This window comes from Halorientalis sp., assembly GCF_028275115.1.
Classification (GTDB): Archaea; Halobacteriota; Halobacteria; order Halobacteriales; family Haloarculaceae; genus Halorientalis.
The window spans coordinates 1-12,323 of the sequence record NZ_JAQCNH010000089.1; the positions used below are offsets into that span (position 1 = coordinate 1).

General features: G+C 64.6%; 17 protein-coding genes and 2 tRNA genes. 17 read left to right on the forward strand and 2 right to left on the reverse strand.

Annotation, left to right across the window (positions count from 1 at the left end):
- Positions 1 to 194: 194 nt before the first annotated feature.
- On the reverse strand, positions 195 to 584 hold the full coding sequence (locus Q0964_RS11745; RefSeq protein WP_299267667.1) for a hypothetical protein: 390 nt from the start codon (positions 582 to 584) through the stop codon (positions 195 to 197).
- 247 nt (positions 585 to 831) lie between these two features.
- Positions 832 to 1,944, reverse strand: coding sequence for an Mrp/NBP35 family ATP-binding protein (locus Q0964_RS11750; RefSeq protein ID WP_299267669.1), 1,113 nt, complete (start codon positions 1,942 to 1,944; stop codon positions 832 to 834).
- Between the two features lie 137 nt (positions 1,945 to 2,081).
- On the opposite strand from Q0964_RS11750, the gene moaA reads away from it, so the two are divergent.
- The 17 genes from moaA to Q0964_RS11835 form a co-directional block, all read left to right on the forward strand.
- On the forward strand, positions 2,082 to 3,110 hold the full coding sequence (moaA, locus tag Q0964_RS11755; protein ID WP_299267671.1) for a GTP 3',8-cyclase MoaA: 1,029 nt from the start codon (positions 2,082 to 2,084) through the stop codon (positions 3,108 to 3,110).
- A 924-nt stretch (positions 3,111 to 4,034) separates the two neighbouring features.
- Positions 4,035 to 4,119: transfer RNA gene (locus tag Q0964_RS11760), tRNA-Ser, on the forward strand.
- A 20-nt stretch (positions 4,120 to 4,139) separates the two neighbouring features.
- The gene (locus tag Q0964_RS11765) at positions 4,140 to 4,670 is read left to right on the forward strand and encodes a 30S ribosomal protein S13 (protein WP_299267674.1); all 531 of its coding nucleotides are present in this window, start codon (positions 4,140 to 4,142) and stop codon (positions 4,668 to 4,670) included.
- On the forward strand, positions 4,670 to 5,188 hold the full coding sequence (locus tag Q0964_RS11770; protein ID WP_299267677.1) for a 30S ribosomal protein S4: 519 nt from the start codon (positions 4,670 to 4,672) through the stop codon (positions 5,186 to 5,188). The genes Q0964_RS11765 and Q0964_RS11770 overlap by 1 nt, the downstream gene beginning before the upstream one ends.
- A gap of 3 nt (positions 5,189 to 5,191) precedes the next feature.
- Complete coding sequence (locus Q0964_RS11775; RefSeq protein WP_299267680.1) at positions 5,192 to 5,584, forward strand: 30S ribosomal protein S11; 393 nt, start codon at positions 5,192 to 5,194, stop codon at positions 5,582 to 5,584.
- Between the two features lies 1 nt (position 5,585).
- A complete protein-coding gene (locus Q0964_RS11780; protein WP_299267683.1) occupies positions 5,586 to 6,353 on the forward strand; it encodes a DNA-directed RNA polymerase subunit D in 768 nt (255 codons plus the stop codon).
- A 117-nt stretch (positions 6,354 to 6,470) separates the two neighbouring features.
- A tRNA-Leu gene (locus Q0964_RS11785) sits at positions 6,471 to 6,555 on the forward strand.
- Between the two features lie 122 nt (positions 6,556 to 6,677).
- Positions 6,678 to 7,028, forward strand: coding sequence for a 50S ribosomal protein L18e (locus Q0964_RS11790; protein ID WP_299267686.1), 351 nt, complete (start codon positions 6,678 to 6,680; stop codon positions 7,026 to 7,028).
- Complete coding sequence (locus Q0964_RS11795; RefSeq protein ID WP_299267689.1) at positions 7,025 to 7,462, forward strand: 50S ribosomal protein L13; 438 nt, start codon at positions 7,025 to 7,027, stop codon at positions 7,460 to 7,462. The genes Q0964_RS11790 and Q0964_RS11795 overlap by 4 nt, the downstream gene beginning before the upstream one ends.
- Entirely contained in the window at positions 7,456 to 7,854 is a 399-nt protein-coding gene (locus Q0964_RS11800; RefSeq protein WP_299267691.1) for a 30S ribosomal protein S9, read from the forward strand. The genes Q0964_RS11795 and Q0964_RS11800 overlap by 7 nt, the downstream gene beginning before the upstream one ends.
- Positions 7,855 to 7,866: 12 nt before the next feature.
- Positions 7,867 to 8,058, forward strand: coding sequence for a DNA-directed RNA polymerase subunit N (locus Q0964_RS11805; RefSeq protein WP_092692413.1), 192 nt, complete (start codon positions 7,867 to 7,869; stop codon positions 8,056 to 8,058).
- Positions 8,059 to 8,061: 3 nt separating this feature from the next.
- On the forward strand, positions 8,062 to 8,238 hold the full coding sequence (locus Q0964_RS11810) for a DNA-directed RNA polymerase subunit K (protein WP_299267706.1): 177 nt from the start codon (positions 8,062 to 8,064) through the stop codon (positions 8,236 to 8,238).
- Positions 8,235 to 9,485 carry a phosphopyruvate hydratase gene (gene eno / locus Q0964_RS11815; RefSeq protein ID WP_299267709.1) on the forward strand — a complete coding sequence of 417 codons (1,251 nt, stop codon included), beginning with the start codon at positions 8,235 to 8,237 and terminating at the stop codon, positions 9,483 to 9,485. Before Q0964_RS11810 ends, eno begins: the two co-directional genes overlap by 4 nt.
- On the forward strand, positions 9,482 to 10,249 hold the full coding sequence (rpsB, locus tag Q0964_RS11820; protein ID WP_299267711.1) for a 30S ribosomal protein S2: 768 nt from the start codon (positions 9,482 to 9,484) through the stop codon (positions 10,247 to 10,249). Before eno ends, rpsB begins: the two co-directional genes overlap by 4 nt.
- A gap of 115 nt (positions 10,250 to 10,364) precedes the next feature.
- Entirely contained in the window at positions 10,365 to 10,727 is a 363-nt protein-coding gene (locus Q0964_RS11825; protein ID WP_299267714.1) for a DUF5518 domain-containing protein, read from the forward strand.
- Positions 10,728 to 11,161: 434 nt separating this feature from the next.
- Positions 11,162 to 12,154 carry a mevalonate kinase gene (gene mvk, locus Q0964_RS11830; RefSeq protein ID WP_299267717.1) on the forward strand — a complete coding sequence of 331 codons (993 nt, stop codon included), beginning with the start codon at positions 11,162 to 11,164 and terminating at the stop codon, positions 12,152 to 12,154.
- A partial coding sequence (locus Q0964_RS11835; RefSeq protein WP_475405891.1) for an amino acid kinase family protein occupies positions 12,151 to 12,323 on the forward strand: 173 nt, incomplete at its 3' end. The genes mvk and Q0964_RS11835, both read left to right, overlap by 4 nt.

Below are 12,323 nucleotides of genomic sequence, written 5' to 3' on the forward strand. Positions count from 1 at the left end.
CAGTGCAAAATCGCCCGTCAGTGTGTGCACTCCCGGCTGTAACCCGGTGTCGAGTGCTCGATAAGGGGGCCGCGTCAGTGGACGACGCTACCTGCTATCATCCGCGTTCGGGACGGCCCGTCGGCACACTGTCTCAGCAGTCCCTCTCAGAGTGGCTGGTGTCCCCCGGACAACAGTCGAGGCGTGATACTGGCCTAGTTCTTCGCCCACTCGATTGCCGTCGAGAGGTCGTCGAAGTCGCCGAGTTCGGCGTCGGAAACGTCCATATTCGACTTGACCGCCATTCCGGTGATGCCGTCGGCGACGAACCCAATCCGGTCGACGCCTGCGTACTCACCGTTGGCCGACCACTCCTCGCCCATGTACTCCTGTGTCTCTTTGGGCAGACTCGTTTCGTCACCGAACACTGCTACCGTCGCCTCGATGTCGTCACGGCTGGCCCGCTCGCGGTAGTGGTCGCTGACCGCATTCAGTTCTTCGTCGGGAAATCCCTGCCATCCGTCCAGATACCAGATTCCGACATCACCGTCTGTTTCGAAGTCCCACTCGTACTCCGCAGGGGCTGGAATATCACCTGCTGACATAACAGTTTCAGGTTGGTCGCGGTGTACTTACTTGTTTACTCGAAATTATCAACAGTGATATATCGCCGCGCGTCGCCCGCTGGCGGTCGTAACACGGCCCTGATTCACAGACAGCTTCGGTCGAGGTGGTCAGTTCAGGACGGTGGCCATCGAACGTATAACGCGACAGACATAGTTGAGTTCGCCGAACGGAGCGGCTCCGAAACTGCCGGGAACCGGTGTCCGTCGACGCTCTCGCGGGCGGGGCTCAGTTCGCGTGTTCGTGTTCGTGTTCGTGTTCGTGTTCGTGGTCGTGGTCGTGGTCGTGGTCCAGCGTCGACCGCTCGATAGAGAGGCCGCGCCGGTGGACGATCCCCTGCATGTCGGCCGCTTCGGCGGCGAACTCCTGCAGTGCCTGCCCGGTCTCGTTCGCGTCGTCCAGCACCGTTGGCTCGCCGTCGTCCCCGCCTTCCCGCACCCTCGGGTCGAGCGGGATCGACCCCAGGAACGGCATCTCGGACTCGTCGGCGAACTCGCGGCCGCCGTCCGAACCGAAGATGTGGTGCTGTGAGCCGCAGTCGGGACACTGGAAGGAGGCCATGTTCTCGACGATGCCAAGCACTGGCGTGTCGTGTTTGCCGAACATCTCCAGTCCTTTGCGGGCGTCGTCGACGGCCACGTCCTGAGGCGTCGTGACGATGACCGCACCGGTGACGGGGACGCTCTGGAGCATGGTAAGCTGGGTGTCGCCGGTGCCCGGCGGGAGGTCGACGACCATGTAGTCGAGCGCACCCCACTCGACGTCCTCCCACAACTGCGTGAGGACCTTGTGGACCATCGGGCCGCGCCAGATGACGGGGTCGTCCTCGCCGACGAGAAAGTCCATGCTCATCAGTTTCATCCCGAACTTCTCGACCGGGATGAGATTCTCGTCCTTGGTGGCCTTCGGTCGCTCTTCGGCGGCGACCATCCGCGGAACGTTCGGGCCGTATATGTCGGCGTCGAACAACCCGACACGAGCCCCCATCTGGGACAGCCCAGCGGCGAGGTTCACCGCGACGGTACTCTTGCCGACGCCACCTTTGCCGGAGGCGACCGCGATGATGTTCTCGACGTTGGGCAGGACCTGCTCCTCTGGCCCGACCCCCTGGTCGACTTCCGCGGAGAGGTCGATGTCGAGACCTGTATCCGCCAGTGCTTCCCGGACGTCGTTTGCGATGGCCGTTTCTGTCGGGGAGTAGGGGGCCCCGAGCGCAAGCGAGATGTGAGCGGTCCCGCCGTCAACGGTGACGTCGTTGACCAGTCCGAGCGAGACGATGTCGTCGCCCAGGTCGTGGTCCGTCACGTTCCGGAGGCGGTCCCGAACGTCGGCTTCGTTCATACCCCGAATAACGGACCGGCGCGGCGATAAGGATTGTGAACTCGAGCATCTGTGACCGACGAAATGTAACCCTGAGTGGTTACGCACGCCCGGCATTCGTCATCGGATTTAACTACACGGCGGGTAGAGCAGTGAGTATGTTGGTCGACCAGTTCGGGCGCGAAGTGTCGGGGGTCCGTGTCTCGTTGACGGACCGATGTAACTTCGACTGCGTCTACTGCCACAACGAGGGACTGGGCGACACGCGCGGACCGATGGAGCCCCGCGACGACGAGATGAGTACCGACGACGTGGTCCGGTTCCTGGAGGTCGCCCGGGAGTTCGACGTGGAGGCGGTGAAGTTCACGGGCGGCGAGCCGATGCTACGGGGTGACCTCGAACAGATCGTCCGACGGACTCCCGACGGGATGGAGACCTCGCTGACGACCAACGGCACGTACCTCCCTGGCCGCGCTCCCGACCTGGTCGAGGCCGGCCTCGACCGGGTGAACGTCTCACAGGACGCGCTCGATCAGGAAGCCTTCGCCGAGGTCACCCAGAGTGGTGAGTACGAGGCGGTCATCGAGGGCGTCGAAGCGGCACTGGAGGCGGGCCTGAAACCGGTAAAACTCAATATGGTTGTGTTCGAGCAGACCGCGGGCTACGTCCCCGAGATGGTCGACCACGTGGCCGAGAACGACGGCCTCCAACTGCAGCTCATCGAGTACATGCCGGAACTCGCTGGCCGTCCGGAGTGGGCCGTCGATATCCAGCGCGTCCACGACTGGCTCGAACAGCAGGCCGAGCACGTCGAACAGCGAAGTATGCACGACCGTCGACGGTACTGGATCGGGGACGGTCCCGCGAGTGACACGAGCGGGGCCTCGTCGGACTCGTCCGGCGGCGGGCCAGACGACGAGTCCGGCGGGATGGTCGAAATCGTCGACCCCGTCGGGAACACGGACTTCTGTGCGAACTGTCACCGTGTGCGCGTGACACACGAGGGCCATCTCAAGGGCTGTCTCAACCGGAACGACGACCTCCGGTCGATGGGCGAGATGACCCGAGCGGAGATCCGTGAGGCGTTCCGCGAGACGGTCCACGAGCGAGTGCCCTACTACGGGGAGTACATGATCAAAAACGACGACGGCGAGTGGACAATCAACGAGGAGTACATCGAGGTCTGACGCGTGCTCCGGGCGACCACGGTAGCGACCGCGTGACAGCCTTCCTCCGCGACCGCCGGTCGACGTACAGTAACCCCAGTACGACGACGAACAGCCACCTGCACACCTCGTACTCACACGTCGGCCGAAAGCGACATCGAACGCCGGTGCGCCGCCGGCCGAGACCGGTGGCAATCGTGACACAGACCACTGCCCGGCGAGCGCCGTCGACTGCCTGCCAACCGAGGCGACCGGCGAACGTCGGGCGGGCGCGGTCGATTGCGGCGGGGACGACCAGCGTCGAGGAGGTAGCAGGTAGCGCGACAGGAGACAGAGCGTGATCGGGAGCAAGGGGACGGTGAACAACCGAACCGATGACCGTCCCCTGGACGGACGAGATGGGTGTCTGCGGGTCGACATCGGTCCAGCCGGCCACCGCGCGGTAGGTCGCGGCAGGAACTGGACAGGCGGCCACGAACCTGCCCACGAGTAGTTCCAGCGGCACGGAGACACGCGGGTTCGGCCGCGAAGGGGACGCCGACGGCCAGATACCGTGCTGCGAGCGAGGGCGGGTCAACCGGGAATCTGACCGACCACACCTGGAGCGACAGCGTGTGCCAGACCGGGTCCGGCGGTGACGAGGCGGCGGTCCGAAGCCAACCGCGCCCTCGCTCCGGACGCGGGGCCCTCGTCGGTCGCCCCGGTCCGTCCTTCGAAATCGCCAGCACGCACGAAGCGAGTGAGCAACGTAGCTCTCCCTCCGAAGACAGGGCTGTTCTGCGACGGGTGTCACCGGGGCGCCGCTTGGGCCGCAGTTCCGGGTCGGTTCCGTTGCGTTTAAATAGGCCCTGGTGATACGGGAGAGTACAGATCGTGTAGGGGCGGCGGCGCCCCGAGTCCGTTCGAGGCGGTGCGTCTCGCGGGCGGTAATTCAACAGACAGCGGGTCGTGGTAGCCAAGTCTGGCCCAAGGCGCAGGGTTGCTAACTCTGTGGCGTCAAGCCTCCGGGGTTCGAATCCCCGCCACGACGCTCACCGAAATCGGTTACACATGAGTGCAGAAGACCCACCAGAGGACGAGGACGCGGAGGAAGAGGAGGACATCCGTTACTTCGTCCGCATCGGACAGACAGACCTCGACGGGACGAAGTCCGTCGAGGGAGCACTGACAGACATGAACGGCATCGGACACCGGGCCGCCCGGATCATCACCGACAAAACGGACATCGACCGTCGGGACACCTTCGGCAAACTCGAAGACGAGGAGATCGAGGAGATCGTCGGCCTCGTGGAGAGCTTCGCCGACGAGGTGCCCGAGTGGATGACCAACCACCAGTCGGACTTCTTCTCGGGGGAAACCACCCACGAGATCGGCAACGACCTCGGTATGACCCGCCGGCAGGATATCAACCGGATGAAGATGATCGACTCCTACCGCGGGGTCCGACACAAGCGCGGGCAGAAGGTCCGCGGTCAGCGCACGAAGTCCACCGGTCGTACAGAGGGGACCATCGGCGTCAACGTCGAGGCCATCAAAGAAGAGCAGGCCGAAGAGGCCGCCGAAGAGGGCGGTGAGGAATAATGCCACTCGGAACGAAGACCAAACTCTACGAGACGCCGAATCACCCGTTCCAGGGTGAACGGATCGCCGACGAGCACGACCTCGTCGCCCGCTACGGACTCAAGAACAAAGAAGAGCTCTGGCGCGCCCAGTCGGAACTGCGCTCCTACCGACGGGAGGCCCGTCGACTGCTCGGTGCCACGCAGGGCGACGCCGAAGCAGCGGAGAGCAAGGAGTTTCTGGCCCGGCTCAAGACGCTAGGTATCCTCGACGAAGAAGACAGTCTGGACGCCATCCTGTCGCTGGGCGTGACCGACGTACTGGAGCGTCGTCTTCAGACCGTCGTCTACCGCAAAGGCCTGGCCAACACGGCCAAGCAGGCGCGACAGTTCATCGTCCACGGACACGTGACGGTCGAAGGGAGCCGTGTCACCGAGCCCTCGCGGAAGCTCGCCGTTTCAGAAGGCGACGCCGTCGGGTTCGACAGCAACAGTCCCCTGACGGACGAACTCCACCCCGAACGCGCGGAGGAACAGTAAACCATGGCTGAGGAAGCACCCGACGACATCTGGGGTATCGCCCACGTGTACGCATCGTTCAACAACACGATCATCACGATCACCGACCAGACCGGCGCGGAGACGCTCGCGAAATCTTCGGGCGGGACGGTCGTCAAACAGAACCGCGACGAGGCCTCGCCGTACGCGGCCATGCAGATGGCAGAAACCGTCGCCGACGAGGTCAAGTCACAGGGCGTCGATGGCGTCCACGTTCGTGTTCGCGGCCCCGGCGGGAACCAGCAGAAGAATCCAGGCCCGGGTGCACAGGCCACGATCCGTGCGCTGGCACGAGCCGGTCTGGAGATCGGTCGTATCGAGGACGTGACACCCATCCCGCACGACGGCACACGCGGCCCAAAGAACAGCGGATTCTAACATGGCACCGAACTACGACGTGGAGTTTATCGACCGGGGCGACCGCGACCGCGAAGCACGGTTTCTCGTACGGGACGTGAGCCCAGCGTTCGCGAACGGGATTCGGCGTGCGATGATCGCCGACGTACCGACCCTCTCGATCGACGACGTGCGGTTCATCGAGAACTCGTCGGTGATGTTCGACGAACAGATCGCACTCCGACTCGGACTGGTCCCGCTGAGCACACCCGAGGACTACGAGGTCGGGGAGACGGTCACGCTCGCGCTGGACGTCGAGGGACCGGGCACCGCATACTCGGGCGACCTGGTCAGCACCGACGACCGCGTCGAACCGGCCGACAAGAACGTCCCGATTATCGACCTCAAAAACCCGGAGGGCTCGGAGACCCCCCAGCGTCTGGAAGTCGAAGCCGACGCTGTCTACGACGTCGGTCGGGAACACGCCAAACACCAGGGCGGCGTGGCAGTCGGCTACCGTCATCTGCAGACGATAGAGGTCGTCGGTGACGCCGACGAGTACGGCGACGACGACCCCGACATCCTGCGGGGGGTCATAGAGGAGGACGGCGAGTTGATTCCGACCGAGACGTTCGACCACGACCTGACCCAGCGGTATCCGGGCAAGGAGGTCGAAGTCCAAGACATCCCGAACGCCTTCGTGTTCCACGTCGAGACCGACGGTTCGATGTCGGTCGACGACCTGGTGACCGGGGCAGTGGACACGATTCACGACCGGGCCAGCGAACTGAAAAACGCGGTACAGCTATAATGAGCGACACTGCCCCAACACACCGGCATGACGCCTCCCATCCCCTGAAGAGCGGCCGGGCAGACCGGTGGGCAATCGAAAGCGGTTTGAATGGGCAGTCGGAACTGACACACGCGTGCAGGGATAGCCAAGTCAGGCCAACGGCGCAGCGTTCAGGGCGCTGTCCCGTAGGGGTCCGCAGGTTCAAATCCTGCTCCCTGCATCGTTCGACTCGCCAGAACCGGCGAGTCACGAACACGCGCGGAGCGGACTCGGGTCCCAGGAGACCGACCGTCTCTCGGCGGTCCGAATCCTGCTCCCCGCATTTTGCTTCGGAGGTAGGTTATGAGTAAGACGAACCCGAGACTCAGTAGTCTCATCGCCGATCTGAAGTCGACCGCCCGGAGTTCGGGCGGAGAGGTCTGGGGCGACGTCGCCGACCGGCTGGAGAAGCCGCGGCGAACGCACGCCGAAGTCAACCTGGGCCGTATCGAGCGGTACGCCCAGGAAGACGAGACAGTGATCGTGCCCGGAAAGGTTCTGGGCAGCGGCGTCCTCCAGAAGGACGTCACGGTCGCTGCCGTTGACTTTTCCGGCACGGCCGAGACCAAGATCGACCAGGTCGGCGAGAGCATCACGCTAGAACAGGCACTCGAACGCAACCCCGACGGCGGAAACGTACGGGTGATTCGATGAGTATTGCAGAGTTCGACGCGGACGTCGTCGTCGAGGCACGGGACTGCATCCTCGGTCGGGTCGCCAGCGAAGTGGCCCAACGGGCGCTCGACGGCGAGCGCGTGGCCGTGGTCAACGCGGAGCAGGCAGTCATCACCGGCAACGCGGAGTCCACGATGGAGAAGTACCGGACGCGCCGCGACCTGGGCTCCGACCGGGGACCGTACTACCCGAAACAGCCCGACCGCATTTTCAAGCGGTCGATTCGCGGAATGTTGCCGTACAAGAAGAATCGCGGGCGCGAAGCCTTCGAGAACGTCCGCGTCTACATCGGCAACCCCCACGACGAGGACGCAGCGATCGTCGAGGGAACGTCACTGGATCGGCTCTCGAACATCAACTTCGTCCAGTTGGGCGAAGTCAGCGAAGAACTCGGAGCGAACGTCACATGGTAACTAACACGTCAGGCAAGAAGAAGACGGCCATCGCACGCGCGACGGTCACCGACGGCGAGGGCCGGGTTCGGGTGAACTCCCAGCCCGTCGAACTCGTCGATCCGGAGCTGTCGAAGCTAAAAATGCTGGAGCCGTTCCGAATCGCCGGCGACGAACTGCGCGACGACGTGGACATCAACGTCCAGGTCGAAGGTGGCGGGACCTCCGGACAGGCAGACGCCGTCCGGACCGCAATCGCACGCGGGTTGGTCCAGTTCCACAACGACGCGGAACTGCGGGACGCCTACATGGAGTTCGACCGGTCGCTGCTGGTCAACGACGTGCGCCAGACCGAACCCAAGAAGTGGGGCGGCCCGGGCGCTCGGGCACGCTACCAGAAGTCCTACCGTTGAGGTGATTCAAGTATGATGGTACCGGTCCGGTGTTTCACCTGTGGTAACGTCGTCGGCGAGCACTGGGAAGAGTTCAAGGCCCGCACTCAGGACGGTGAGGACCCCGAGATGGTCCTCGACGAACTGGGCGTGGAACGACACTGCTGTCGCCGGATGCTCGTCTCACACAAGGACCTCGTCGACATCGTGGCACCGTATCAGTGACACATGGCAGGACAGGACAACAGATACGAGAAGGCACGCATCATCGGCGCGCGAGCGTTGCAGGTAGCGTACGGCGCACCGGTGCTCATCGACACCGAACAGACCCAGCCAATCCTCATCGCGGCCGAGGAGTACGACGCTGCGGTCCTGCCGTTCACGGTCGGGCGAGGTGAACAGTGACGCTGATCGCCGACGTGTCACTCCGACGGATACTCGACTCCCGTGGTAACGGGACAGTCGAGGCGGAGGTGACCACGGACAACGGCGGGTTCGGCCGTGCGGCCGCACCGAGCGGCGCGTCCACGGGCGAGTACGAGGCCATCGAGTTAGAGCCGAGCGAGGCCATCGCGACGGCGCGCGAACTGGCGGTGCCGCGACTCGTCGGCGAAGTCTTCGCCGGGGACCAGCGCGGGGTCGACCAGGCGCTCCACGGTGCCGACGGGACGGACGACTTCTCGAAGATCGGAGCGAACAGCGCGGTCGCAATCAGCATGGCCGCGGCCAAAGCCGGTGCCGACACGCAGGGCATTCCCCTCTACCAGCACCTCGGCGGTGCGTTCCGGGGGCGGAACTTTCCGGTACCGCTGGGCAACGTCGTAGGTGGCGGCGAACACGCCGCAGACGCGACCCACATTCAGGAGTTCCTGGCCGCACCGGTCGGCGCACCGAGCGTCGCCGACGCGGTGTTCGCTAACGCGGCCGTCCACCGGGCAGTTCACGACATCTTGACCGAGCGGAACATTGCTGCCGGCAAAGGCGACGAGGGCGCGTGGGCACCCGCTGTCGACGACGCCGAGGCGTTCGAGGTCGTCGCCGATGCCACCGGGCGCGTCACTGACGAGTTCGGGTTCGAGGTTCGAATGGGACTCGACGTGGCCGGGGCGGAGTTGTACGACTCCGACGAGGGCGTCTACCGCTACGGCGACCGCACGCGTGACACGGCCGAGCAGATCGACTACATCGCGCGCCTCGTCGCCGAGTACGACCTCGTTTACGTCGAGGACCCGCTCGACGAGGACGACTACGAGGCGTTTGCGGAGCTAACGGAGCGGGTCGGGGAGAGCGAGGTGGGCAACGCCTCGGGAAGCCGAGCAGCCGAGGCACGAAACCGGACGCTGCTCTGTGGTGACGACCTGTTCGTGACCAACACCGAACGGCTCGCCACGGGCATCGAGCAGGGCGCGGCCAACAGCATCCTTGTCAAACCCAACCAGATCGGGACACTGACCGACGCTTTCGACGCCATCGAACTGGCGGTCGGAAACGGTTACGCGCCGGTGGTCTCCCACCGGAGCGGAGAGACCGAGGATACGACGATCGCACACCTCGCCGTCGCGACGGGCGCCCCGTTCATTAAAACGGGCGCGGTCGGTGGCGAGCGCACTGCGAAGCTGAACGAGCTGATCAGAATCGAGGACAACGCATGAGTGGAAACGAAGAAGAGGGTCTCGACGCCGCCGAGTCGGAGGTCGACCCGGAGCCCGACCCCGACACGGACGTCGCCGAGGCCGACGACGACGAACAGACCCCCGACGCCGAGTCGGGTGAACCCGAGGAAACCGCCGACAAGGAGGAGCCGCGGCTGGACGAGGACGTCATGCCCGACGACGAGGCGGACCTCCTCATCCCGGTCGAGGACTACCTGGCGGCCGGTGTCCACATCGGGACTCAGCAAAAAACCAAAGACATGGAGCGGTTCATCCACCGCGTCCGGACCGACGGGCTGTACGTGCTGGATGTGTCGATGACCGACCAGCGCATCCGGACGGCTGCCGACTTCCTGGGCGATTACGACCCCGAGCAGATTCTCGTGGCATCCTCGCGCCAGTACGGCCGCTTTCCGGCCGAGCAGTTCGCGGACGCCATCGGTGCCCGCGCACGCACCGGTCGGTTCATTCCCGGGACGCTGACCAACCCCGACTACGAGGGCTACATCGAGCCCGACGTCGTGGTCGTGACCGACCCCATCGGTGACTCCCAGGCCGTGAAGGAGGCTATCACCGTGGGCATCCCGGTCATCGCGATGTGTGACTCAAACAATCAGACGAGCAACGTCGACCTCGTGGTCCCGACGAACAACAAGGGTCGCAAGGCCCTGTCGGTCGTCTACTGGCTGCTGGCCAACGAGACGCTCGACCGCCGCGGTGCCGAACCCGCCTACGCGCTCGAGGACTTCGAGAGCGAACTGTAGATTTCGGCGCTCACTGATTTTCCGCCGACCGACGGGAGAGAGCGACTGTAATCACATCGACAGCCCGGCCGCCGAATCCTACACACCTATATGTCAAGCCAACAACTGCTATCGTATGACGAGCGACCAGGCGATGAACGCGCTAATTGGGGGTATCGTGACGGTGGTCCTCTCGTTCACCGGGTTCTCGCCAGTTCTCGGCGGGGCGGCCGCTGGCTACCTGAATCAACGCGACGGCGTGCGTGTGGGGACTCTGGCTGGGCTAGTCGCGCTGGTCCCACTGATTCTCGGGGTGTTGTTTTTCGGCGGTTTCGTCGGTGTCCTCTCGATGTTCGGAGGTCGGGGTGCGATGATGGCCGGCAGTGTGGGGTTGGTCTTTATTCTGTTTGCCTTCGCCTTCTTTGCTGCCTTCGTCGTGGGGTTGTCGGCGCTGGGCGGGTACATCGGGGAGTATCTGTACACGGGGGACGTGCTCTGAACCCGGGTGTTCGGCTCTGTCGAAACCCGTCACGACCGGTAGAGAGCCTGACGTCAGCACGCCAACGTAGTGTGCGACTTGTTCAGATCTCGGTCACTCTGCGTAGCGAACTTGTGGACTCGAGGCATCACCACGTATTAACGACAGGCGGATTTTCCTCCTGTATGGAAGCGAAAGATTACGCTATTCTGTTCGTACTGGACGTGTTAGCAACGGCGACCGGAATCTTTCTGTATCTCGGTGTTGGCGGCTCGTTCTGACCAGCAGGGTGAACCGTTCGGTAAGTTGCAGCTCCCGATTGTGGCCAGCTCCTAAGACACCATCGCTGGCAACCGATACGCGCCACGTCTGCAGCACGGCCGGTGAAACCCATTACCGGGCACAGGGCTCGACGAACCCGGTAGTTCCATTATGCGAGAGTGGAACGTACGGACATGGTCGTGTCCAGCGCACCAGGGAAGGTCTATCTCTTCGGGGAACACGCGGTGGTGTACGGGGAGCCGGCGGTGCCATGCGCAATCGAGCGACGGGCACGGGTCACAGTGCAAGAGCGTGACGACGGTGCCCTGCGGGTCCACTCGACGGACCTCACGCTCGACGGGTTCACCGTTGAGTACGAGGGGACGGCGGACGACTCGGCGGACGTGGACGTGCCCGAAGAGTTGGTCGAGGCGGCCGTGGGATACGTCGACGCCGCGGCCGCGCAGGCCCGGGAGGCGGCGGACCGGCCCGACGCGGGCTTCGACATCACCGTGGAGAGCGGGATTCCGCTGGGCGCGGGTCTCGGGTCGTCCGCGGCGGTCGTGGTGGCGGGGATCGACGCGGCGACGCGGGAACTCGGCGTCCACCTGTCGTCGCGGGAGATCGCAGACCGCGCCTACCGGGTCGAACACGCGGTCCAGGACGGACAAGCCTCGCGGGCGGACACGTTCTGTTCCGCGGTTGGCGGTGCTGTTCGAATCGAGGGCGACGACTGCCAGCCGCTCCCGGACGTGCCGAACCTGCCGTTCGTCATCGGGTACGACGGCGGTGCGGGAGACACGGGCGAACTCGTCGCGGGTGTCCGCCGGCTGAAAGAGCAGTACCCCTTCGCGGCAGAGACCGTCGAGACCATCGGTGACCTCGTTCGGCAGGGCGAGCGGGCGCTCGAAGCGGGTAAGCTCGGCGAGATCGGGCGGCTGATGAACTTCAATCACGGGCTGCTGGAGGCGCTGGGCGTCTCCTCGCGGTCGCTCGACGAGATGGTGTGGGCGGCCCGGGAGTCCGACGCGCTGGGTGCGAAACTGACCGGGGCCGGTGGTGGCGGCTGTATCGTCGTGTTGGACGAGACCGACGAGGCACGGACTGCGCTGTCCTACACGCCGGGCTGTGAACGGACGTTCCGAGCGGAACTGGACACGGACGGGGTCCGCGTGGAGGACCGATGACAGTCGTCGTCAAACTCGGTGGGAGCGTCGTCACGGAGAAAGACCAGCCAGAGACGCTCGACGAGGCGGCCATCGGGCGTGCAGCGGCGGCGGTCGCGGCGGCCGGCGAGGACGTCGTCGTGGTCCACGGGGGCGGGAGCTTCGGCCACCACCACGCGACTCGCCACGG